Origin of the sequence: Streptomyces sp. NPDC085944 (assembly GCF_040686295.1) — a bacterium.
Classification (GTDB): domain Bacteria; phylum Actinomycetota; class Actinomycetes; order Streptomycetales; family Streptomycetaceae; genus Streptomyces; species Streptomyces salinarius.
This window is the reverse complement of sequence record NZ_JBFBJX010000024.1, coordinates 42,189-65,142: the sequence shown is the minus strand read 5'-3', so window position 1 is coordinate 65,142 and position 22,954 is coordinate 42,189. Positions and strand designations below refer to the sequence as shown.

Here is a 22,954-nt window from a genome sequence, read left to right as displayed (position 1 = left end):
CGGTCACAGTGCCTGCGGGCAGGTGAAGACGCGGTCCGGGTCGTACTGGTGCTTCAGACGCGCCAGGCGCGGGGCCGCGTCTCCGTAGTAGGCCTTCCGCCAGTCCGTCAGATCCGGGTCCGTGTAGTTCTGGTAGGCGGCGCCGGAGGCGTACGGCCGCATCGCGCCGTAGGCGGAATCCAGCCAGGACCGCGGCGCCCTTCCGCTCGTGCCCGGCCGCCAGGACACGAGGTACTGGGCCAGCATCCGGGAGCGCCGGTGCACGAACGCGGTGGCCGTCGGGGAGACGCGGTTCACCGCCCCGCCGAGCGCCGTGAACGCGATGCTGCCGGCGCCGCCGCGCACCTTCGGGAGCTGCGCGAGCAGGGCCTTGATGCCGGCGGGCGGAATCGAGCGGTCGTAGAAGTCCGAGCGGGCCGCGTACGTCTCGCGGTCCAGCGAGCCCTCCGGGGAGTGGCCGGGCGCCGAGCCCGGGAGGTGGCAGCGGGCGTCGGTCGAGAAGGACGAGCAGCCCGCGTACATCTCCATCGACTCCTCGTACGTACGGCGCTTGAGGGAGACGTGGCTCGCGGACGAGCCGATGCGGTCGGCGAGGCGGTCGACGGCGTTCTGGAGTTCGCCGTAGGTGCCGAGGGAGAAGGCCGACACCGACAGGGTGGGGGTGTGGCCGGGGGCCGCGGCCAGGTGGAGGGAGGACCAGATCTCGTCGGGCTGGCCGGGACCCCACTCCTGCCAGGCGCGGACGGCCGCGGCCGCCTTCGACCAGGGCCAGGTCATGTACGCCGATACGGCTCCGGGGGCGGGGTGGGTGCGGAAGTGGAACTCCGTGACGATGCCGAAGTTTCCGTTGCCCGCGCCGCGCAGGGCCCAGAAGAGGTCCTTGTCGGCGCCCGCCGCGTCGGCGGTGATCTCCTTGCCGTCGGCCGTGATCAGGGTGGCCCGGGTGAGACTGTCGCAGGTCAGGCCGTACGCGCGGGAGACGACGCCGTGGCCGCCGCCGAGGGTGAGGCCCGAGATGCCGACGGTGGGGCAGGAGCCGGCCGGGACGGTCACGCCCTTCGCGGCGAGGGCGCGGTAGACGTCGATCAGCTTGGCGCCTCCGCCGACGACCGCCTCGCCGGCGGAGGCGCGGACGCGGTTCAGTCTCGAGACGTCGATGATCAGGCGGCCGTTGCCGGAGGACCAACCCGCGTACGAGTGGCCGCCGTTGCGGATCGCCACGGGGATGTGGTGGGCGCGGGCGTAGGAGAGGGCGGTGCGGATGTCGTCGGGGTGGGCGGCGTAGGCGACGGCGGTGGGTTTGAGGGTGTCGAAGCGGGTGTTGTAGAGCTGGTGGGCCGTTTTCCAGCTGCGGTCGCCGGGGCGGATCAGCGGGCCGTCCAGGGACTTGGCGAGGGCGGTCCAGGTGGAGGGGGCCTTGGGGGCGGGGGTCTCGGGGGTGGGTGTGGCGCCGTTGCCGACATGGGCTGTGCGCGTGGTGGTGGCCCGAGTCGCTTTGGAGTCGGTGCCTGTGGACGGGGCCTTGCCCGTGCAGGCGGTTGTGGTTGCCGCCAGGGCGGTGGCTGCGGTGGTGGTCAGGAATGTGCGCCGGTGCATGTCGCCTCCGTGTCCCGTGGGGGGTCTTGGGAGGAGACGGGGGTGCGGGGGGTGGGGTTCCCCGGGCGTCGGCTGTACAGGTGTACGGGGTGGGTCACGGCCGGGGGGTGGGGCGGCTTGCCGGCGCTGGCCGGGTGCCGCTGCGCCCACCCGTGCCGCCCTGGGGGTACCTCCCAGGCCGTTCAGGCACTGGGGGAGGCACGACTGCCCGCGGCGACGGCGGCATGGCGGCCGCCCGCAGCTGCGTAGCTACGTCGCGGTGTGGGAATCGGCGTCTGTGCGGGCCTGGCTTCTGGCTCTCCTGGCCGGGCCGCGCCAGCCGCAGGTGCAGCGGGCCAGGCAGAAACGTCCTTGTTCGACCGTTGTCGTGAGGTGTTCCGGGGCGTCCCCGGGGGCTTCGAGACCGTCCTGCTGCGCCACGCCCACAACGTTACCGGGGTCGCCTGCCCCTCGTTAAGCGGGACGGCAGGGGGTCCGGAACGGGCGTGAGGCTGGGACAGCAGGTGGCGATGGTCGGGCGGGAGCTGCGGAGTTGGCGGACGGGCGGCGGTCTCGCCCTCGCCGGGGGTCTGGTCTGCGTCGGTCTGGCCGCCGGATGTTCCGGTGCCGGGGAGGGGGCCTCCGTCCAGGGTGCCGGCGGGGGTGATCCGGTCGCCGTGCTGCACCGGGCCGCCGACCGCCTGGTGGCCGCCGGGAGCGCCAAGGCCCGTACCGCGATGCAGATGGCCAGCGGTGGGACGCGGGTGACCATCCGGGGCGAGGGCGTGTACGACTTCGAGGAGCGGCTCGGGCAGCTGAAGGTGCGGCTGCCGCAGGACCCGGCGGGTTCGAGCGAGCACCGGCCGATCACCGAGCTGCTCGCGCCGGGGGCGTTGTTCATGAAGAACCGGGGGGCCGGCGTCCCCGACGACAAGTGGGTGCGGGTGGACACCGACTCGCTGTCCGACGGGAACCTGGTGACCGGCGGGGCGACGGACCCGTTCGCTGCCGCCGAGGTGCTGCGCGGGACGCGGACGGCGACGTACGTGGGGCGCACCGAGCTGGCCGGGACCGAGGTGCGGCACTACCGGGGGACCGCCGATCTCGCGCGGGCCGCGCGCGGTGCCTCGGGGGGCAACAAGAAGGCGCTGGCGGCGGCGGCCGAGGGGTTCGCCACCGCCGAGGTGCCGTTCGACGCCTACCTCGACGACGAGGGCCGGATCCGCAAGGTCCGGCACCGGTTCAGCTTCTCCAACGGGCCCCAGGACGGGACCGGCACCGTGGACGTCGCCTCGACGACGCTGCTCTACGACTTCGGTGCCGCCGTCCGCGTACGGCTGCCCGAGGACCGGGACATCTACGCCGGCAAGATCGCCGCCGAGCCGGGCGACCCGGCGGCCGACGGCAAGAACTAGCCCTTCCGTGCCATGCGCGGTGTGTAGGCCGCTCCCTACTCTAGGAAGCCGGTGACGGCAGAGACGAGGTGACGGGTGTGGCTCCGGTCGGCGGTACGGCGGTTCAGGACCACGTGGCCCTCGCCGAGATCGAGCTGTGCGGCGACCTGATCATCGCGGCGTCGGCCGCCCGGGAGCGGCTCAGCCTCGAGAGCATCGACGAGGTGCTGCGCGTCGCCGAGGAGCGCTCACGTCCGCAGTAGGCGGCCGATGGCCTTCGTCGCCTCTTCCACCTTGGCGTCGATCTCGTTGCCGCCCTTGAGGGCCGCGTCGGCGACGCAGTGGCGCAGGTGCTCCTCCAGCAACTGCAGCGCGAAGGACTGCAGGGCCTTGGTGGAGGCGGAGACCTGGGTCAGTATGTCGATGCAGTAGACGTCCTCGTCGACCATCCGCTGCAGGCCCCGGATCTGGCCCTCGATGCGGCGCAGCCGCTTGAGGTGCTCGTCCTTCTGCTTGTGGTACCCGTGCACCCCGCGGTCGTGATCGGTCACGATGTCCGTGCCGTCCGTCTCGACCTGCTGCACCGCCTGGTCTGCGGCGGGGGAGGGCGCACCCGCGCCGGCCTCGGTGGTCGTCATCGCGTCCTCCAATAACGGACATATACCCCTGGTGGGTATATGGTAACGAACTTTCCCGGGTAGGGGGCCCTTGCCGGAGCGGCCGACGTCGCCCCCCTGCTCATCACTCTGCCCGATGGGCGACACTGGGGGACGGCCCGTTAGCAGTGGCCGGATGATGCGCCTAGCATCAGCCTGACCGAAACCGATGCACCCCGAGGACCCCACGTGCGCTTTCGTCTGACCCCCAGGGAGACGAGCTTCTACGACATGTTCGCCGCTTCCGCGGACAACATCGTCACGGGCTCCAAGCTCCTGATGGAACTGCTCGGGGCGGACGCATCCGCCCGGGCCGAGATCGCAGAGCGTATGCGGGCCGCCGAACACGCGGGTGACGACGCCACGCACGCGATCTTCCATCAGCTGAACTCCTCGTTCATCACGCCCTTCGACCGCGAGGACATCTACAACCTCGCCTCGTCCCTCGACGACATCATGGACTTCATGGAGGAGGCCGTCGACCTGGTCGTCCTCTACAACGTCGAGGAACTGCCCAAGGGCGTCGAGCAGCAGATCGAGGTGCTGGCGCGGGCCGCCGAGCTGACCGCCGAGGCCATGCCGAACCTGCGCACGATGGACAACCTCACCGAGTACTGGATCGAGGTCAACCGGCTGGAGAACCAGGCCGACCAGATCCACCGCAAGCTGCTCGCCCACCTCTTCAACGGCAAGTACGAGGCCATCGAGGTGCTCAAGCTGAAGCAGATCGTGGACGTGCTGGAGGAAGCGGCCGACGCGTTCGAGCACGTGGCGAACACGGTGGAGACCATCGCCGTCAAGGAGTCCTGAGCCGTTCATGGACACCTTCGCTCTGGTCGTGACCATCGGGGTCGCGCTCTTCTTCACGTACACCAACGGCTTCCACGATTCGGCCAACGCGATCGCCACCTCCGTGTCGACCCGCGCGCTGACGCCCCGCGCGGCGCTCGCCATGGCCGCGGTCATGAACCTGGCCGGCGCGTTCATGGGATCCGGGGTCGCCAAGACCGTCAGTGAGGGGGTGATCGAGACCCCCGAGGGCTCGAAGGGGATGGGGATCCTCTTCGCGGCGCTCGTCGGCGCCATCGTGTGGAACCTGATCACCTGGTACTTCGGCCTGCCGTCCTCGTCCTCGCACGCGCTGTTCGGCGGCATGGTCGGCGCGGCGCTGGCCGGGAGCACGACCGTGTACTGGCACGGGGTCGTCGACAAGATCGTCATCCCGATGTTCGTGTCGCCGGTCGTCGGTCTGATCGCCGGATACCTGGTGATGACCCTCATCATGTGGATCTTCCGGCGGACCAACCCGCACAAGGCGAAGCGCGGCTTCCGCATCGCGCAGACCGTGTCGGCGGCGGGCATGGCGCTGGGCCACGGTCTGCAGGACGCGCAGAAGACGATGGGCATCGTGGTGATGGCGCTGGTCATCGCCGACGTCGAGGACTACGGCGACCCGATCCCGGTGTGGGTGAAGCTCGCCTGTGCGCTGATGCTCTCCGCGGGCACGTACGCCGGCGGCTGGCGGATCATGCGGACACTGGGTCGGAAGATCATCGAGCTGGACCCGCCGCAGGGTTTCGCCGCGGAGACGACGGGCGCCTCGATCATGTTCGGGTCGGCGTTCATCTTCCACGCGCCGATCTCGACGACGCATGTGATCACCTCCGCGATCATGGGTGTGGGGGCCACGAAGCGGGTCAACGCCGTGCGGTGGGGGGTCGCGAAGAACATCATCATGGGGTGGTTCATCACGATGCCGGCCGCCGCGGTGGTGGCCGCGGTGTCGTTCTGGATCGTGAACCTGGCGTTCCTCTAGCGGGGCGCCGCACGGCAGATGAGAGGGCCCGCCCCCGGTTTCGGGGGCGGGCCCTTGTGCTCCTCGCGGTGGCACCGCCATGCAGCACCGCGAGGGGATGGGGAGGGCGCGGATCAGCCGAAGCGGCCCGAGATGTAGTCCTCCGTGGCCTGGACCGACGGGTTGGAGAAGATGCGCTCCGTCTCGTCGATCTCGATCAGCTTGCCGGGCTGGCCGACCGCCGCCAGGTTGAAGAACGCCGTACGGTCCGAGACGCGCGCCGCCTGCTGCATGTTGTGCGTCACGATGACGATCGTGAAGCGCTCCTTCAGTTCGCCGATCAGGTCCTCGATCGCCAGGGTGGAGATCGGGTCCAGGGCGGAGCAGGGCTCGTCCATCAGCAGGACGTTCGGCTCGACCGCGATGGCGCGCGCGATGCACAGACGCTGCTGCTGGCCGCCGGAGAGGCCGGAGCCCGGCTTGTTCAGGCGGTCCTTGACCTCGTTCCAGAGGTTGGCGCCGCGCAGGGACTTCTCGACGATGCCGTCCATCTCGGACTTCTTGTACTTGCCGTTCAGGCGCAGGCCCGCCGCCACGTTGTCGTAGACCGACATCGTCGGGAACGGGTTCGGGCGCTGGAAGACCATGCCGACCTCGCGGCGCACGGCCACCGGGTCGATGCCGGCGCCGTAGAGGTTCTCGTCGTCCAGCATGACCTTGCCGTCGACGCGGCCGCCGGGGGTGACCTCGTGCATGCGGTTGAGCGTGCGCAGGAAGGTGGACTTGCCGCAGCCGGAGGGGCCGATGAAGGCCGTCACGGAGCGGGGCTCGACGGTCATCGAGATGTCCTCGATGGCCAGGAAGGAGCCGTAGTAGGCGTTGAGGCCGCTGACATCTATGCGCTTGGCCATGGGTATCACTGCTTCTTTCGGTCCGAGTCGCTGACTGTTCTGCGTCGGTCGCGTCAGCGACCCGTCTTCGGGGCCTTCCAGCGGGCGATGCCGCGGGCCGCGAGGTTGAGGATCATGATGAAGGCGATGAGCGTCAGGGCCGCCGCCCAGGCACGGTCGTAGGCCGCGTCGGAGCCCGCGCCGTACTGCAGGTAGATGTACATCGGCAGCGACTCCTGCGGGTCCTGGAAGGGATTCGCGTTGATGAAGTCGGTGCCCCAGACCAGCAGCAGCACGGGGGCCGTCTCGCCGGTGATGCGGGCGACGGCCAGCATGACGCCGGTGACGATGCCGCCGACCGAGGTCGGCAGGACCACCTTGAGGATCGTGCGCCACTTCGGCACGCCCAGGGCGAGGGAGGCCTCGCGCAGCTCGTTCGGGACGAGCTTGAGCATCTCCTCGGTGGAGCGGACGACGACCGGGATCATCAGGATGCACAGGGCGAAGGAGCCGGCGACGCCGGACGGACCCATGTCCAGGATCAGGACCCACAGGCTGAGCACGAAGAGACCCGCGACGATCGAGGGGATGCCCGTCATCACGTCCACGAAGAAGGTGACGGCCTTGGCGAGCCTGCCCCGGCCGTACTCGACCAGGTAGATCGCGGTGAGCACGCCGATCGGCACGGAGAACAGCGTGGCCAGGCCGACCTGCTCCAGGGTGCCGAGGATGGCGTGGTAGATGCCGCCGCCGGGCTCGCTGTCGGCGACCACTCCCATCGAGTGGGTGAGGAAGTAGCCGTCGAGAACCTTCACGCCCTTCTTCACGGTCTCCCAGATCAGGGAGAGCAGCGGGATCAGCGCCATCAGGAAGGCGACCCACACCATGCTGGTCGCGACCCGGTCCTTGGCCTGCCGCCCGCCCTCGACGCGCGCCGAGATGCCGTACGAACCGGCGACGAAGAGGACCGCGGCGATCAGGGCCCACTGGATGCTGCTGTTCAGCCCGGCGGCCGTGCTGATGCCGAGACCGGCGACGACCGAGCCGGCCGCGACCGCCCACGGGAACCACTTGGGCAGGGTGGCGGCGCGCAGGGAGCTGCGGTTCTCGGGGGCGGGGGTCAGGGTTGCGTGGCTCATGCGTTGGCCCCCGAGTACTCCTTGCGGCGGGCGATGATCATGCGGGCGCCGCCGTTGACCAGCAGGGTGATGACGAAGAGGACCAGACCGGAGGCGATCAGGGCGTCGCGGCCCATCTGGGTGGCCTCGTTGAACTTGCTCGCGATGTTCTGGGCGAAGGTGCCGCCGCCCGGGTCGAGCAGGCTCGGGGTGATGTCGAAGGTCGGGGAGAGCACCATCGCCACGGCCATCGTCTCGCCGAGCGCGCGCCCGAGGCCGAGCATCGAGGCGGAGATGACGCCGGAGCGGCCGAAGGGCAGCACCGACATCCGGATGACCTCCCAGCGCGTGGCGCCGAGGGCCAGGGCGGCCTCCTCGTGCATGCGCGGGACCTGCCGGAAGACCTCACGGCTGACGTTGGTGATGATCGGCAGGATCATGATCGCGAGCAGGATGCCCACGGTGAACAGCGAGCGTCCCGCGCCGCCGTTCCACTCGAGGATCCCGGTCCAGCCGAGGTACTGGTCCAGCCAGCCGTAGAGGCCGTCCAGGTTCGGCACCAGGACGAGGGCCCCCCACAGGCCGTAGACGATCGAGGGCACGGCGGCGAGCAGGTCGATCACGTAGCCGATGAGGCCGCCGAGCTTGCGCGGCGCGTAGTGCGTGATGAACAGCGCGATGCCGACCGAGACCGGGACGGCGATGGCCATGGCGATGATCGACGACACGATGGTGCCGTAGGCCAGGACCGCGATGCCGAACTCCGGAGGGGAGCCGGTCGGGTTCCATTCGAAGCTGGTGAAGAAGTTCGCCTCGTCCTCGCTGATGGCGAGCCAGGCGCGGTAGGAGAGGAAGGCCGCGATGGCGGCCATGATGACCAGCACGAAAATGCCGGACCCGCGGGAGAGCCCGACGAAGATCCGGTCGCCGGGGCGGGTGACGCCTCGGGTGGCGCCGCCGTCCACGGACGCGGGCGGCTGGGGCGTTGGGGAGGGTGCTGGCTTCTGGGTGTCCGTTGTCATGTCCATCGGGTTCTCCGGTCTGCGGAGCCGTCGTGGTCGGCGGCTCGGGCGGAGCCCCGGTCGGGGGCTCCTGGCGGCGGTGCACCGGACGGTGCGGCCCGGCCCCCGCGGGGACCGGACCGCACTCGGGTCAGCTCAGGCCCGAGATGGTCTCGCGGACCTTGGTGATGATCTCGGTGGGCATCGGGGCGTAGCCGGCGTCCGCCAGCAGGCCCTGACCGTCCTCCGAGGCCATGTAGTTCAGGAAGGACTTGGTGGCGGGCAGGGTGTCCGCCTTGTTGCCCTTGTCGCAGGCGATCTCGTACGTCACCAGGACCAGCGGGTAGGCGCCGGCGGCGTCCGGCGTGTAGTCCAGCTCCAGCGCGAGGTCCTTGCCGGTGCCGACGACCTTGGCCGCGCCGATGGCGGCGGTGGCGTTCTCGACGGTGGCCTTGACCGGCTCGGCGGCCGCGGTCTTGACGTCGACGGTCTTGATGCCGTCCTTGGCGTAGGACAGCTCGAAGTACGAGATGGCGCCGGACGTCTGCTTGACCTGGCCGGCCAGGCCGGAGGAGCCCTGCGCGGACTGGCCGCCCTTGGCCTGCCAGGACTTGCCGCCCTCGTACGTCCAGTCGTCGGGCGCGGCGGCCTTCAGGTACTTGGTGAAGTTGTCCGTGGTGCCGGACTCGTCCGAGCGGTGGAACGCCTGGATCTTCAGGTCGGGCAGCTTGGCGTCGGGGTTGAGCTTCTTGATCGCCTCGTCGTTCCAGTTGGTGATCTTGCTGTTGAAGATCTTCGCCATCGTCGGGGCGTCCAGCACGAGGTTGTCGACGCCCGGGACGTTGTAGCCGACCGCGATCGGGCCGCCGACCATCGGCAGGTCGATGGCCTGGCCGTCCTTGCAGACCTTCTTCGAGGTCTCGATCTCGTCCGGCTTCAGCGGGGAGTCCGAACCGGCGAACGCGGTCTGGCCCTGCGTGAACGCGGTGATGCCGGCGCCGGAACCGGTCGGGTTGTAGTTGATCTGCACGCCCTTGCAGGCGGCGACGTACTGCTTGACCCAGGCGTCGATCGCGTTCTTCTGGGCGGAGGAGCCGGAGGCCTGGAGCTGGCCCTTGGCGTCGTCGCACTTGATGTTGCTGTTGGCGGCGGCCTGGCTGGCGTCGCCGCCGTTGCTGTTGCCGCCGGTGTCGTCGGAGCCGCACGCCGTGAGGGCCAGGGCGCCGGAGACGGCGAGAGCACCGAGAGCGAGGGCCCGCCGGTTCATGCGCTGAAGCTTCACTTGAGGGAGTTCCTTCCAGGAGCCGCCGTCCTGAATTCGGCGGCGTGCGAGGAGTGGTAAGGCCGAAATTAGGCAGATGAGATGAAGGCGCCGAAGGGCGTAAATGAACGCCGGGTGAACCCCTGAGGACGGTGCGGTGAGGTCACGGAACGCTTACGTCGAGGACACGGGACGGTTCCGGGGCCGGTCCGGGGACTCGTGCACGGGGTGGTTCAGCGGCCGGTTCCGGGCGGGCACGTCGCGAGGAGGGCGTCGACGAGGGTGCGGTCCCGGGGCTGGGTGAGGCGGGCGCGGGCCGCTCCCGGGGGCAGCCACAGGATGCGGTCGACCTCGTCGGACGGGACGAAGGCACCGGTGCCGGCCGCCGCGGCCCAGTAGCGGACCTCCTTGGGGCGGCCGTTCGCGAGGTAGCGCACGGCGGGCAGCTCGACGCCCGGTACGGCGGCGTACCCCGTCTCCTCCGCGACCTCGCGCAGGGCGCCGGCGAGCGGGTCCTCGCCCGGTTTCAGCTTGCCCTTCGGGTGCGACCAGTCGTCGTACTTCGGACGGTGCACGAGGCACAGCTCCGGGCCGCAGGGGGCGGTCGGCGGCGCGGGGCGCCACAGGACGCAGCCCGCCGCGCGGACGGTGGTGTCGTCGGCTGCGGGGCTCACGGCGCGCTCACACCTCCCGTCGTGCTGCGGCGGTTCCTTCGGCACTTCGTACGGCGGTTCCTACGGCAGCCGGATCGGTTCCTTGCGCCAACTGTGCTGGAACGCGTACCTCGCCGCCTCCACCTCATGCCGCTGGTCGGCGTGGAGCACCCCGAGCGCGTACGCCGTCGCCGGGGCGATGCGCGGGGTGCGGGCGGCCTGGGCGGCGGCCGCGGCGGCCTCCGAGGCGTCGCGGTGGCGGTCCAGGGCCTCACCGGCCGCGAGAAGGCGTACGTCGATCAGGTCCCCCGGGCCCCCGGTGCTCGCGGCATCCGCGCCGGCCAGCGCCTCCAGGGCGTAGCGGTGCAGGCGCAGCAGCAGGCGGACCTGGTGCCACGGGGCGTCCTGGGGGTGCGGTGCCGGGTCCGGCGAGAGTCCGTGGACCAGTGCCTGGGCGTTGTAGGGACTGCCCGCGGCGACCAGCGGCAGGGCGGTCACGGCGTCGGCGAGGCGCTCCTCGGCGGCGGCGGCCAGGGGGCGCGGGTCACAGGGCGTGGCCTCGGGAGCGGCGGCGCCGCGGTTCGGGCGGGCGGTGACGCGCAGCGGGACCTCGCTGGCCAGTAACGCGACCTTGTCCGCCACGGCGTGGAAGCGGCTGCTGCCCAGCGCCTGGAGGGCGGTGGAATGCGCCCGGGTACGGGCCAGGGTCAGCTGCCGGTCGAGCAGAGCGCCCGCCTTGGCCGCGCCCACGGTGAGGCTGCCGCGGTCCGGAGAGGCGGGACGGGCGGGGACGGGCACGCTGGTGGTGGTGCCGGTGGTGGCGGAAGCGGTTGGGCCCACCGGGCGCGGGGCCGGGAACGCCGACGAGCCGGAGAGCCGGTGCAGGGCCTGGAGCAGCCGTTCCAGACGGGACGCGTACGCGTGCTCCATGGCCAGCGTGCCGGACAGCCAGGCCAGCTCGGGGCGCATCTCCTCGGCCCAGCTCGCGTCCAGGAGCGGCTGGAAGGTGTGCAGGGTGCCGCTGATGCGGCGGGCCGCACGGCGCAGGGCACGCACCGCGTCCACGTCGTCGGCCGGCGGAGCCGTACGGCCCGGGCCGCCCGTGCCCGCTCCCGGGCCCGACGCTCCCGTTCCCGCCCCGGACCCGGACCCGGACTCGCGGTGCCGGCGCAGGGCGCGCAGGAACTCCGTGGCCTGGGCGCGCAGGTAGTCCGCGAGGGCGTTGATGTCCGCGCCCGTACCGGCCCCGGTGCGGGCGAGCGCGCCCGTGCCCGCCCCGGCACGTGCGCCGCTTGTACCGGTCCCGGCGTGTGTGCTGCTTGAGCCTGTGCGGGCTGTGGGGTGTGTGCTGTCCGAGGTCGTGTGTGCGCCTGCGCCGCTCGTACCCGCCCCGGCGTGTGTGCCGCCTGAGCCCGTCTCGGGTCCGGCGTGTGTGCTGTCCGAGCCCGTCGCCGCCCCGGCGTGTGTGCCGCCCGGGCCCGGACCGGGTCGGGTGCCCGGGCCCGCGCCCTGGTCGGGGCCCGTTTTCCCACGTGCGCCCGCCGGCCGGGGTGGTCCGGCGGTCGCCGTGGGGTTCGTCGGGTGATCCGTCGGGTGATCCGTCGGGTCAAGGTGTCGCTGTGCCACGCCGGCGCCTCCGGGCGTCTATGAGCATCTCCTGGATGTTGCGCAGGGGCTGGCCGTCCGCGTCGGTCGCATGCCGGGTCCACTCGCCGTCCGGGCCGAGGTGCCAGGAGGCGGTGGTGTCGGACATGCCGTTCTCGAGGAGCCGGTTCAGGGCCGCCCGGTGGGCCGGGTCGGTGACCCGGACCAGGGCCTCTATCCGGCGGTCGAGGTTGCGGTGCATCATGTCGGCGCTGCCGAGCCACACCTCGGGCTCGCCGCCGTTGCCGAAGGCGAAGACCCGCGAGTGCTCCAGGAAGCGGCCGAGGACCGAGCGGACCCGGATGTTCTCCGAGAGGCCCGGTACCCCGGGGCGCAGCGCGCAGATGCCGCGCACCCACACGTCGACCGGCACACCGGCCTGGGACGCGCGGTAGCAGGCGTCGACCACGGCCTCGTCGACCATCGAGTTGACCTTGATACGGACGTAGGCGGGACGCCCCGCGCGGTGGTGCTGGATCTCCTTGTGAATGCGGGAGACCAGGCCGTCGCGCAGCGACTTGGGAGCGACGAGCAGGCGACGGTAGGTCTCGCGCCGGGAGTAGCCGGAGAGGCGGTTGAACAGGTCGGAGAGGTCCGCGCCGACCTGCGGGTCCGAGGTGAGCAGGCCCAGGTCCTCGTACAGCCGGGCCGTCTTCGGGTGGTAGTTGCCGGTGCCGACGTGGCTGTACCGGCGCAGCGTCTCGCCCTCCTGCCGTACGACCAGGGAGAGCTTGCAGTGGGTCTTCAGGCCCACCAGGCCGTAGACGACGTGGCAGCCGGCCTCCTCCAGCTTGCGGGCCCACTTGATGTTGGCGGACTCGTCGAAGCGGGCCTTGATCTCGACCAGGACCAGGACCTGCTTGCCGGACTCGGCCGCCTCGATGAGCGCGTCGACTATCGGGGAGTCGCCGGAGGTCCGGTACAGCGTCTGCTTGATCGCGAGGACGTCCGGGTCGGTGGCGGCCTGCTCCAGGAACGCCTGCACGGAGGTGGAGAAGGAGTCGTACGGGTGGTGGAGCAGGACGTCCTTGGTGCGCAGGGCGGCGAAGATGTCCGGCGCGGACGCGGACTCGACCTCGGCGAGGTCGCGGTGGGTGCCGGCGACGAACTTCGGGTACTTCAGCTCGGGCCGGTCCAGGCTGTGGATGCGGAAGAGACCGGTGAGGTCCAGCGGGCCGGCCAGCGGGTAGACCTCCGCCTCGCCGATCTTCAGCTCGCGGACGAGGAGGTCCAGGACCTCGCGATCGACCGACTCCTCGACCTCCAGGCGGACGGGCGGGCCCAGGCGCCGCCGCATCAGCTCCTTCTCCAGGGCCTGGAGCAGGTTCTCCGTGTCGTCCTCCTCCACCTCCAGGTCCTCGTTGCGGGTGAGGCGGAAGGTGTGGTGCTCCAGCACTTCCATGCCCGGGAACAGCTCCTCCAGGTGGGCCGCGATCACGTCCTCGACGGGGACGTAGCGGCCCGGGGAGGCCTCCAGGAAGCGGGAGAGCAGCGGCGGGACCTTGACGCGGGCGAAGTGCCGGTGACCCGTGACGGGGTTGCGGACGACGACCGCGAGGTTGAGGGAGAGGCCCGAGATGTACGGGAAGGGATGCGCCGGGTCCACCGCGAGGGGGGTGAGGACCGGGAAGATGCGGTGCCGGAAGAGGGTGAACAGGCGGGCCTGCTCCTTCTCGGCCAGCTCGTTCCAGCGGACCAGGTGGATGCCCTCCTCGGCCAGCGCCGGGGCGACGTCCTCGTGGAAGCAGGCGGCGTGCCGGGCCATCAGCTCGCGCGAGCGGGCCCAGATCATGTCGAGGACCTCGCGCGGCTTGAGGCCGGAGGCGGAGCGGGTGGCGACACCGGTCGCGATGCGGCGCTTGAGGCCGGCGACGCGGACCATGAAGAACTCGTCCAGGTTGCTGGCGAAGATCGCGAGGAAGTTGGCGCGCTCCAGCAGCGGCGTGCTCGGATCCTCGGCCAGTTCGAGCACACGTTCGTTGAACGCGAGCCAGCTGCGCTCGCGGTCCAGGAAACGGCCCTGCGGGAGCCGGGCGCCGCCGTCCTGGGACTCCTCCGACTCCTCGTACGCGTCGAGGTCGGCGTCGATGTCCGGCTCCAGGCCGGAGACCGCGGCGGCCACGGTGTCCGGGCGGTGCGCCGTGATGGAGCCCACGGAGGGCTGCGGGTGCTGCGTCTGCTGCGGGTGCTGCGTCGGCTGGACCTCTGCCTGGGTGTTCGGCTGCCTCATGAACCCATTCTTCCGCGCCGCGCGCCGGTCAGGCGCGTCGGAAGGCACGGAAGGCCCGGAGGACCTGAAGGGCCCGGAAGGCTGCGGCTCGGTCGGCTTCATTCGGTGAGCCTCGCAAGGCTGTCTGAATCAATGGTTACGGGGACATGACGTGCGGGATAGCTACGGGCCTCCGGTACCCGCCTCGACACCCGCCTCGATGCGGGCCTCCCGTCGGGCCTCCGCAGCGTCCGGCGAACTCCCCTGAGATCGTGTGAACCGATCCGCCGGGCCCGTGCGATGAGGAGATGTGAGCGAGACGAGAAGCGACGGGGAGCTGCTGCGGGCCGTCGCGGCGGATGCCGACCGGCGCGCCTTCGAGGAGCTGTACCGCCGGTACGCGCCCTGGCTGACCGCCCGGATGCGCGGCCGCTGCGCCGACCCCGCCGTGGTCGACGACGTGGTGCAGGAGACCTTCCTCGCGGTGTGGCGCGGCAGCGCCCGCTATCGGGAGGACGGGGACGTGGCCGGGTGGCTGTGGCGGATCGGTTCGCGGCGGCTGATCGACGTGCTGCGCGGCGACGGTGCGCGCGGGCGGCTGCGGCAGGCGCTGGCCCGCCTGCGGCACCGGGACGAGGTCTCGGCGGAGGAGCGCGTCCTCGCCGGGGTCGAGCACGGCGACCTCGCCGGCGCGCTCATAAGGCTCTCGCCGGAGCTGCGCGCGGTGCTCCAGGCCACCGTCGTCGACGGGCTGACCACCCGTGAGGCGGCCGTCCTGCTCGGCATCCCGCCGGGCACGGTCAAGACGCGGGCGATGCGGGCCCGCCGGCAGCTGCGGGAGGCGCTGGCATGACGATCGAGGACAGCCGACGCGGGGACGCCTGGCACGTGGACGAGGACGACCTGCGGGCCTACGCCCGGGGTGAGTTGGCGGCGCCCGCGCTCTGGTCCGCCGACGCCCACCTGACCGCCTGCGCCATCTGCCGAGGCACCCTCGCCGCGGTGAGCGACACCGCAGCGCTGGACGCCGGCTGGGAACGGCTCGACGCCGAGCTGGACGCGCCCCGGCCGGGCCGGTTCGAGCGGCTGCTCGTGCGGTGCGGCGTGGGCGACGGCACGGCGCGGCTGCTCGCGGCCACCCCCGTTCTGCGCCGGTCCTGGTTCGGCGCGCTCGCCGCCGTGCTGCTCGTGACCTTCCTCGTGGCCGTCGCGGCCGGCGCCGCAGACCGGCCCACGCTGTTCCTGGCCTGCGCCCCGCTGCTGCCGCTGGCCTCGGTGGCGCTCGCCTACGGGCCCGCGCTCGACCCGACGCACGAGATGGCCGTCGTCTCGCCGATGCACGGCTTCCGGCTGCTGATGATCCGCACGGTCGCCGTGCTCGTCATGGCGCTCGGGGTGGGCGGCCTGGCCAGCCTCGCGCTGCCCGGGTTCGGACCGGCCGCCCTGGGCTGGCTGCTGCCCGGGCTCGCCCTCGCCACGACCGGGCTCGCGCTGGCTCCCCGGCTGGGGCCGGTGACCGCGCCCTCCGTGCTCGTGATCGCCTGGGCCGCCGTGTTGCTGGCCGCCGACGCGGCGCGCGGGGCCGGGGAGGGCACGCTCGCGCCGTTCACCGCGGCCGGGCAGGGCGTGTCCGGGCTCGTGGCGGTGCTGGGTGCCGGGCTGCTCTTCCTGTTCCGCGACCGGTTCGACGTCTTCGCGCGCGGCCCCGCGTGAGCTTCGCCGATCCCTCCTTCCTCTTCCTGATTCCCTTCACGTACGGGAGTGCCGTATGACCCCCACCGTTTCCGCCTCCGGGCTGAGCCTGCACTACGGGCGCACCCGCGCCCTCGACGACGTGTCGCTGCGGCTCACCCCGGGCGTCACCGGGCTGCTCGGGCCCAACGGCGCCGGGAAGACCACCCTGCTGCGCGTGCTCGCCACCGCCGTCCCCGCCGACCGGGGCGCCTTCACCGTGCTCGGGCACGACCCCGGGACCTCGCGCGGCCGCCAGGAGGTGCGGCGGCGGCTCGGGTACCTGCCGCAGACGCCCGGTTTCCACCCTGACTTCACCGCCTTCGAGTTCGTCGACTACGTGGCGATCCTCAAGGAACTGGCGGACCGCCGGGAACGGCACCGTGAGGTCCGGCGGGTCCTGGAGGAGGTCGACCTCGGGGACGTGCGCGGACGCCGGATCAAGAAGCTGTCCGGCGGCATGCGGCAGCGGGTCGCGCTGGCCGCCGCGCTGGTGGGCGACCCGGGGTTCCTGGTGCTCGACGAGCCGACCGTCGGTCTCGACCCCGAGCAGCGCATGCGGTTCAGAGAGCTGATCGCCGAGGCGGGGGAGGGGCGGACCGTGCTCCTGTCCACCCACCAGACCGAGGACGTGGCGATGCTCTGCCACCGGGTGATCGTCATGGCGGCCGGTGCGGTGCGGTTCGACGGCACCCCGGCCGAGCTGACCGCGCGGGCCGCCGGAAGGGTGTGGAGCAGCGCGGAGAAGGACCCCGGCGCGAAGGCCGGGTGGCGCACCGGCACCGGCTCCTTCCGGAACGTGGGCGACCCGCCCCCGGGAGCCGAGCCCGCCGCCCCCACCCTGGAGGACGGCTACCTGCTCGTCCTGGACGACGCCGGCACGGAGGTGGCCGCGTGAGCGCCGTACGGGTGGAGGAGCCCGCGCCCGTGCGGGCACCGCTCCACGACCGCGGAGCGCGGGCCGTGCTCGCCCTCGCCCGGTTCGAGGCACGCAGGCTGCTGCTGAGCATCCCTGTCGTCATCGCCTTCGTGGCGTACATCGCCTGGATCGTCTGGCGTACGCGCAACTCATGGGACGGCAACCCCGTCCTCCAGGACGCCGACCGCGCCACCCAGTCCATGCCGATGCTCGTCGGGCTCGCCGTCCTGCTGTGCGCCGCCCGCGCGGTCGTGCGCTCCGAACGGCACGGCACCGAAACCCACTTCGCGACGCTGGTCCTGCAGCCCTGGCGCCGTACGGCCGCCCACGCGCTGTCCGTCGTACCGGCCGCCCTGCTCACCGCCGTCTGCGTGGCCGGGCAGTTCGGCTGGGAGGCGCTCAAGCCGGGCGCGGTCGGGCACGGTTCGCCGGCCGAGCTGGCCGTGGGGCCGCTGACGGTGCTGGCCTTCGGGGCGCTCGGGGTGCTGCTCGGCCGCGTGACGATGTCCGCCTTCGCCGCACCGCTGCTGGTGGTCGTGCTCCTGTTCGTCTTCGTCCTCGGGACCGGGCCGAGCGAGGCGAGCGGGCTGTCCTGGCTGGCACCGGCCGTCCCCGTGATCGGCCCCGACTCCCTGCCCTCCGACCTGCTGGGACGCCCCGCCGCCTGGCACGCCCTGTACCTGGTGGGCGCGGCCCTGTGCGTCGCCTTCCTCGCCATGGCCGTCGCGGGCGGGCGCGGTGCGTTCGTCCGGGCCGGCCTCGCCCTGAGCCTCGCCGCCGCGGTGACCGGTGGGGTGCTCCAGGCCCGGGGGGTGACGCCGTCGCCGGAGCTGACCGCGGCCCGCGAGCACGTCTCGGCGGACCCCGACCTCACCTGCGCCGAGCACGGCGGTTCGACGTACTGTGCGCTCCCCGAGTGGGCGCCCCGCACCGGCGCCTGGGCCGAGGTCGTGGACCGGATTCAGGCCGTGGCCGGCGGCTCCGCGCACGACCGGCCACTCGTCGTACGGCAGCGGATCGACGCCCGCTACGGACCGGGCACCGACACCTCGATCCCCGCGTCGACCGAACCGCACCGGGTCACCGTGGGCACCGCCTGGGGCGGCAACCGGGTCCCCGAGTTCTCCAGCGCGGTCGCCGCCGTTCTCGTCGCGGGCACGGAGGCGGCCGGCAGCGAGCTGTGCGACGGGCGGATGGTCACCGTCATGTGGCTCTCCCTGAGCTGGCAGGACGACCCGATGGGCGCCCTGCGACGGGTCCGGCTCGACGACAGCGTGACGGGCTCCGCGATCGTCCTGTCCCCCACCGACCCGCTGTCCATGACCGAGGGCCAGACGGACGTCGTACGCCGCCTGCTGGAGAACCCGCCCGCCGGGACGGGAGCTCGGGTCAAGAAGCACTGGGCCGAACTGACCGCACCGGGCGTCACGACCGCCCGCGTCGCCGAACTCCTCGGTGTGCCCGGCCCGAAGAAGGCGGACTCGTGCGAGGACTGACGGCACCCCGGGGATCGCTGACGGTGGACCTGGTCGGCCCCCTGTGGCGCACGCTCCCCTGGCGTGTCCTGACCGCGGCGGGCGCCCTCGGCCTGCTGGTCGCGGCCACGCCGGCCGTGACCGGCGCCGAACCGGCCCCCTGGCAGACGCTGTTACTGCTGCGGGGCGCCGCCCTGACCGGCGCGCTCGGCCTGGCCTTCCTGCTGGACGACCCGGCCCGTCACCTCACCGCGCCCGTGCCGACGCCGAGGATCGTCCGGCAGGCGATGCGCGTGGCCCTGGTCGCGCCGCTTGCCGCGCTGTGGTGGACGGCCGTACTGCTCCTGACCCCGTCGGCGTCCCGGCCCCCGGCCGGCGGGGTCACCCTGGAGGCGGTGACGGTGGGCGCCTTCGCCCTCGCCGCCGCGGCCCTGGCCGTACGGCTGACGGACGAGGCCCGTCCGGGTCCGTTCGCCGCGGCGGCCCTGCTGCTCACGGCCGTTCTCGCGCCCCTGCTCGCACCGGAGGGCTGGGCGCTGTTCGTCCAGGCCGAGGACCCGCGCTGGTCCGCCGGGCACGAGCGGTGGGCGGTGCTGGCGGCGGCGGTGGGCCTGCTGGGGGCGGCGTGCGGGCCGGAGCCGCTGGGGCGCGGACGCGGCGGCCGGCGACCGGCCCTCATACGGTCGGGCGGCCGGTGACTGCTTTCCGTGCGGGTGGGCGGCCGATCACCGGCCCTCATACGGCCGGACGGCCGGGACCGTTCCCCGGATGGCCCGGCGGCCGGTGACCGGCCCTCATACGGCCGGACGGCCGGGACCGTTCCCCGGACGGCCCGGCGGCCGGTGACCGTTCCCCGGACGGCCCGGCGGCCGGTCATCGCTCCCCGGACGGCCCGGCGGCCGGGACCGCCCGCCGTACGGCCAGGCGGCCGGTGACCGCTCGCCGGACGGCCCGGCGGCCGGTGACCGCTCCCCGGATGGCCCGGCGGCCGGTCATCGCTCCCCGGACGGCCCGGCGGCCGGGACCGCCCGCCGTACGGCCAGGCGGCCGGTGACCGCTCGCCGGACGGCCCGGCGGCCGGTGACCGCTCCCCGGATGGCCCGGCGGCCGGTCATCGCTCCCCGGACGGCCCGGCGGCCGGGACCGCCCGCCGTACGGCCAGGCGGCCGGTGACCGCTCGCCGGACGGCCCGCCGGTGGCTCACGTCTCCGTGCGGTACATCAGGTCCGTCTCGTGGGTGGTGAAACCGAGGCGTTCGTAGACCGACACCGCGGCCTTGTTGTCGGCGTCGACGTACAGCATCGCCGTGGGCAGGCCCTGCCCCTCCAGGTGCCGCAGGCCGATCGTGGTGAGGGCCTTGCCCAGGCCGCCGCCCTGGGTGTCGGGGCGGATGCCGAGGACGTACACCTCGCCGAGCCCCTCCTCCGCGTGCACCTTGGTCCAGTGGAAGCCGATCAGCTCGCCGTCCCGCTCGGCGAGGAAGAAGCCCGCCGGGTCGAACCACGGCTCGGCCTTGCGGTCGTCGAGGTCCCGCTGGGTGAGCGAGCCCTGTTCCGGGTGGTGGGCGAAGGCGGCGGCGTTCACGGCGAGCCAGGCCGCGTCGTCCCGCCCGGGCACGAAGGCGCGCACGCTCACGCCCTCCGGCAGCACCGGCTCCGGCAGCTCCAGTCCGGCCAACGGGCGCCGCATCTGCCGCAGTTCCCGGAAGAGGGAGAGCCCGAGCACCTGCGCGAGATGCCGGGCGGCGGAGTGCCCGCCGTGCGCCCAGACGCGCAGTCGCTTGCCGGAGGCGGCGAGCAGGGCGGAGCCCAGGGCCCGCCCGTGGCCCTGACCCCGGTGCGAGGGGTGGACGACCAGCTCGGCGGCCGGCGGCTCGACCGGGTCGGTGCCCTCCAGCTGGGCGTAGCCGACGAGTTCGCCGTCGCCGACGGTGAGCAGCAGATGCGCGACGCCCTCGCGCGCGGGCCCGCGCAGCTGCAGCCGGCCCTGCTCGGACACGGCGTGCTGCCCGTCGTTCCGGGCCGCATCGGTGAGCAGGGCGAGGACGGCGTCGGTCTGCTCCGGCGTGAGTTCGGCGAGGGTCTCGATCGAGCGGGGGCGGCCGGGCCGCACGGTGTCGTCGCTGGTCATGCATACGAGAGTAAGGGGCGGGCGGGGCGGAGCGGCGGCAGTGGGCGAGGAGGAAGCAGGGGGTGAAGTTAAACCAGGTCGTAACCCGGAAGCCCCTGTCGCGCTACGCGCGTTGACTCTAGGCTGCTGCGCCGACGAGCCGTCTCCTCAGCGGCTCGCGCCACGCACACCCACAGGGGGGCGCATGCCAGCCACAGCACAGTCGCACCAGCCGCGTCGCAGACGCCGTACCAGCCGTCTCCTCGTCGCGGCCGCCACCGTCGTCACCGCCGGGGCGCTCGCCGCGGCGGCCCTGCCGGCCTCGGCGAGCACGGGCGGAGACGGCCGGGGCCACGGCGGCCACGGGAAGGGCCACGGCCGCTACCAGGACGTCCAACTCCTCTCCTTCAACGACCTGCACGGCAACCTGGAGCCGCCCGCCGGATCCTCCGGCCGCGTCACCGAGGCCCAGCCGGACGGCACGACGAAGACGATCGACGCGGGCGGCATCGAGTACCTGGCCACCCACCTGCGCGAGGCCCGCAAGGGCAACCGTTACTCCATCACCGCCGCGGGCGGCGACATGGTCGGCGCGTCGCCCCTGCTGTCCGGCCTCTTCCACGACGAGCCGACGATCGAGGCGCTGAACAAGCTCGACCTGGACGTGACGAGCGTCGGCAACCACGAGTTCGACGAGGGCGCCAGGGAACTGACCCGCCTCCAGAACGGCGGCTGCCACCCCACCGAGGGCTGCTACACGGACAAGAATTTCGAGGGCGCCGACTTCCCCTACCTGGCGGCGAACGTCCTCGACGAGAAGACGGGGAAGCCCCTCCTCAAGCCCTACTGGGTGTGGAAGCAGCGGGGCGTCAAGGTCGGCTTCATCGGCGTGACCCTGGAGGGCACCCCGAACATCGTCTCGGCCGCGGGCGTGAAGGGCCTGAAGTTCAAGGACGAGGTCGAGACGATCAACAAGTACGCCAGGGAGCTGCAGCGCCAGGGCGTGAAGTCGATCGTCGCGCTCATTCACGAGGGCGGCTTCCCGGCCTCGTCCTCCTACAACTACGACTGCGACTCCCCGGGCGCGGGCGACGGCATCTCGGGTCCGATCGTCGACATCGCCAAGCACATCACCCCGCAGGTCGACGCGCTGGTCACCGGCCACACCCACAACGCGTACGTCTGCACGATCCCCGACCCGGCGGGCAACCCGCGCATGGTCACGTCGGCCTCGTCCTTCGGCCGCCTGTACACGGACACCACGCTGACGTACGACCGTGCGACGGGTGACATCGCCCGTACGTCGGTGAAGTCGGCGAACCACGTGGTGACGCGCGACGTGCCCAAGGCGCCGGACATGACCCGCCTGATCGACAGGTGGAGCACCCTGGCCGCACCGATCGGCAACCGCCCCATCGGTTACGTCTCGGCCGACATCGACCGGAACGGCACCGAGTCCCCGCTGGGCGACCTGATCGCCGACGCGCAGTTCGCGTACGGCAAGGCGCAGGACCCGGAGACGGACCTGGCCCTGATGAACCCGGGCGGCATCCGCGCCCCGCTGACCTACACGGCCTCCGGCACCGAGGGCGACGGCGTGGTCACCTACGCCGAGGGCTTCACGGTCCAGCCCTTCGCCAACACGGTGAATCTCAGGGACTACACGGGCGCCCAGCTGGTCCAGGTCCTCAAGGAGCAGGTGAGCGGACCGAACGAGGCGTCCCCGAAGATCCTCCAGATCTCGTCCGGCCTCACCTACACCCTGGACCTGACCAAGTCGGGCGCGGACCGGGTGGTGACGGACTCCATCCGCCTGAACGGCGCCCCGATCGACCCGGCGGCCACCTACCGCGTCGCGTCCAACAGCTTCCTCGCGGGCGGCGGCGACGGCTTCACCACGCTGGGCGAGGGCACGAACGAACGCGTCGGCGCGGACGACCTGGCGGCCTTCGAGCAGTACCTGACGGCCAACTCCTCGGCGACCGACCCGATCACGCCCCCGGCGGCGGACCGGATCACGGTCGTGCAGTAGGTGCGCGCACGGGGCACTCACCCGAGTGCCCCGTGAACGGGGCGCAGCCGCGGCCCCGTGACGCCGCTCAGGCGTCGAAACGTTCCCGCGCTCCCTCGATGTGACCGAGGTGCCGTTGGGTCCAGTCGCAGATCGCGTCGACCGTGGCGCGCAGGGCGCGGCCCGGTTCGGTGAGGGTGTACTCGACCTTCGGCGGCACGGTCGGATGCACCGTGCGGTGGACCAGGCCGTTGCGCTCCAGCATCCGCAGGTTCTGCGTGAGCATCTTGTGGCTGATGCCCTCCACCTCGCCGCGCACCTCGCTGAAGCGCAGGGTGCGCTCGCCCAGCGCCTCGATGATCAGCAGCGCCCACTTGTTGGCGACGTCCGAGAAGATCTCCCGGGCCAGGGAGTCCGCGCGCCGCAGGTCCGCGTCCTCGGGCAGGCCGTTGAGCAGTTGCTTGGTCACCATCAGGTACCCCAGTCACCGAAAAGTGCGTTCTTCCAGTTCAG

General features: G+C 72.3%; 21 protein-coding genes. 10 read left to right on the top strand and 11 right to left on the bottom strand.

What is annotated here, in order from left to right; all coding sequences use genetic code 11:
• Positions 1-3 precede the first annotated feature (3 nt).
• Positions 4-1,596 (bottom strand): FAD-binding oxidoreductase, encoded by a 1,593-nt coding sequence (locus AB0P07_RS33170; protein ID WP_365557225.1) that lies wholly within the window; start codon positions 1,594-1,596, stop codon positions 4-6.
• A 509-nt stretch (positions 1,597-2,105) separates the two neighbouring features.
• Here AB0P07_RS33170 and AB0P07_RS33165 point away from each other — a divergent pair.
• Positions 2,106-2,990 (top strand): hypothetical protein, encoded by an 885-nt coding sequence (locus AB0P07_RS33165; RefSeq protein ID WP_365557261.1) that lies wholly within the window; start codon positions 2,106-2,108, stop codon positions 2,988-2,990.
• Between the two features lie 77 nt (positions 2,991-3,067).
• Complete coding sequence (locus AB0P07_RS33160) at positions 3,068-3,232, top strand: hypothetical protein (RefSeq protein WP_164419508.1); 165 nt, start codon at positions 3,068-3,070, stop codon at positions 3,230-3,232.
• On the opposite strand, the gene AB0P07_RS33155 is transcribed toward AB0P07_RS33160, so the two are convergent.
• Positions 3,218-3,607, bottom strand: a complete 390-nt coding sequence (locus AB0P07_RS33155) for a metal-sensitive transcriptional regulator (protein WP_102932441.1) — start codon at positions 3,605-3,607, stop codon at positions 3,218-3,220. The two genes, AB0P07_RS33160 and AB0P07_RS33155, sit on opposite strands and share 15 nt — an antisense overlap.
• Positions 3,608-3,814: 207 nt before the next feature.
• Between AB0P07_RS33155 and AB0P07_RS33150 the strand changes: the two genes are divergently transcribed.
• Together AB0P07_RS33150 and pitH are read left to right on the top strand one after the other, a co-directional pair.
• Positions 3,815-4,435 carry a DUF47 family protein gene (locus tag AB0P07_RS33150; protein ID WP_003974832.1) on the top strand — a complete coding sequence of 207 codons (621 nt, stop codon included), beginning with the start codon at positions 3,815-3,817 and terminating at the stop codon, positions 4,433-4,435.
• A gap of 7 nt (positions 4,436-4,442) precedes the next feature.
• Complete coding sequence (gene pitH / locus AB0P07_RS33145; RefSeq protein WP_362343669.1) at positions 4,443-5,441, top strand: low-affinity phosphate transporter PitH; 999 nt, start codon at positions 4,443-4,445, stop codon at positions 5,439-5,441.
• A gap of 113 nt (positions 5,442-5,554) precedes the next feature.
• Here the strand turns inward: pitH and pstB are convergent, their stop codons facing one another.
• The 7 genes from pstB to AB0P07_RS33110 form a co-directional block, all read right to left on the bottom strand.
• The gene (gene pstB, locus AB0P07_RS33140) at positions 5,555-6,331 is read right to left on the bottom strand and encodes a phosphate ABC transporter ATP-binding protein PstB (RefSeq protein ID WP_007451062.1); all 777 of its coding nucleotides are present in this window, start codon (positions 6,329-6,331) and stop codon (positions 5,555-5,557) included.
• 53 nt (positions 6,332-6,384) lie between these two features.
• Entirely contained in the window at positions 6,385-7,449 is a 1,065-nt protein-coding gene (pstA, locus tag AB0P07_RS33135; RefSeq protein WP_365557219.1) for a phosphate ABC transporter permease PstA, read from the bottom strand.
• Complete coding sequence (pstC, locus tag AB0P07_RS33130) at positions 7,446-8,456, bottom strand: phosphate ABC transporter permease subunit PstC (protein ID WP_365557217.1); 1,011 nt, start codon at positions 8,454-8,456, stop codon at positions 7,446-7,448. Before pstC ends, pstA begins: the two co-directional genes overlap by 4 nt.
• A 124-nt stretch (positions 8,457-8,580) precedes the next feature.
• Positions 8,581-9,711 (bottom strand): phosphate ABC transporter substrate-binding protein PstS, encoded by a 1,131-nt coding sequence (gene pstS, locus AB0P07_RS33125; protein ID WP_365557214.1) that lies wholly within the window; start codon positions 9,709-9,711, stop codon positions 8,581-8,583.
• A gap of 212 nt (positions 9,712-9,923) precedes the next feature.
• Entirely contained in the window at positions 9,924-10,364 is a 441-nt protein-coding gene (locus AB0P07_RS33120; RefSeq protein ID WP_365557212.1) for an NUDIX hydrolase, read from the bottom strand.
• A gap of 60 nt (positions 10,365-10,424) precedes the next feature.
• Positions 10,425-11,570, bottom strand: a complete 1,146-nt coding sequence (locus AB0P07_RS33115) for a CHAD domain-containing protein (RefSeq protein ID WP_365557258.1) — start codon at positions 11,568-11,570, stop codon at positions 10,425-10,427.
• A 379-nt stretch (positions 11,571-11,949) separates the two neighbouring features.
• Positions 11,950-14,217 carry an RNA degradosome polyphosphate kinase gene (locus AB0P07_RS33110; RefSeq protein WP_365557209.1) on the bottom strand — a complete coding sequence of 756 codons (2,268 nt, stop codon included), beginning with the start codon at positions 14,215-14,217 and terminating at the stop codon, positions 11,950-11,952.
• A gap of 289 nt (positions 14,218-14,506) precedes the next feature.
• Between AB0P07_RS33110 and AB0P07_RS33105 the strand changes: the two genes are divergently transcribed.
• The 5 genes from AB0P07_RS33105 to AB0P07_RS33085 are packed head-to-tail and all read left to right on the top strand — an operon-like array spanning position 14,507 to position 19,019.
• Positions 14,507-15,049 carry an RNA polymerase sigma factor gene (locus AB0P07_RS33105; RefSeq protein ID WP_061443955.1) on the top strand — a complete coding sequence of 181 codons (543 nt, stop codon included), beginning with the start codon at positions 14,507-14,509 and terminating at the stop codon, positions 15,047-15,049.
• On the top strand, positions 15,046-15,909 hold the full coding sequence (locus AB0P07_RS33100; RefSeq protein WP_365557205.1) for a zf-HC2 domain-containing protein: 864 nt from the start codon (positions 15,046-15,048) through the stop codon (positions 15,907-15,909). The genes AB0P07_RS33105 and AB0P07_RS33100 overlap by 4 nt, the downstream gene beginning before the upstream one ends.
• 55 nt (positions 15,910-15,964) lie before the next feature.
• Positions 15,965-16,825 (top strand): ABC transporter ATP-binding protein, encoded by an 861-nt coding sequence (locus AB0P07_RS33095; RefSeq protein WP_365557202.1) that lies wholly within the window; start codon positions 15,965-15,967, stop codon positions 16,823-16,825.
• 11 nt (positions 16,826-16,836) lie between these two features.
• Positions 16,837-18,342: an ABC transporter permease gene (locus tag AB0P07_RS33090; RefSeq protein ID WP_365557255.1), complete on the top strand. Its 1,506-nt coding sequence runs from the start codon at positions 16,837-16,839 to the stop codon at positions 18,340-18,342.
• Positions 18,330-19,019 (top strand): ABC transporter, encoded by a 690-nt coding sequence (locus AB0P07_RS33085; RefSeq protein WP_365557199.1) that lies wholly within the window; start codon positions 18,330-18,332, stop codon positions 19,017-19,019. Before AB0P07_RS33090 ends, AB0P07_RS33085 begins: the two co-directional genes overlap by 13 nt.
• Before the next feature lie 502 nt (positions 19,020-19,521).
• Here the strand turns inward: AB0P07_RS33085 and mshD are convergent.
• On the bottom strand, positions 19,522-20,451 hold the full coding sequence (gene mshD, locus AB0P07_RS33080; RefSeq protein ID WP_365557196.1) for a mycothiol synthase: 930 nt from the start codon (positions 20,449-20,451) through the stop codon (positions 19,522-19,524).
• Positions 20,452-20,635: 184 nt separating this feature from the next.
• Between mshD and AB0P07_RS33075 the strand changes: the two genes are divergently transcribed.
• Positions 20,636-22,462, top strand: a complete 1,827-nt coding sequence (locus tag AB0P07_RS33075) for a bifunctional metallophosphatase/5'-nucleotidase (RefSeq protein WP_365557193.1) — start codon at positions 20,636-20,638, stop codon at positions 22,460-22,462.
• A gap of 67 nt (positions 22,463-22,529) precedes the next feature.
• Here the strand turns inward: AB0P07_RS33075 and AB0P07_RS33070 are convergent, their stop codons facing one another.
• Positions 22,530-22,913 carry a helix-turn-helix domain-containing protein gene (locus AB0P07_RS33070; protein WP_102931284.1) on the bottom strand — a complete coding sequence of 128 codons (384 nt, stop codon included), beginning with the start codon at positions 22,911-22,913 and terminating at the stop codon, positions 22,530-22,532.
• Positions 22,914-22,954 lie beyond the last annotated feature (41 nt).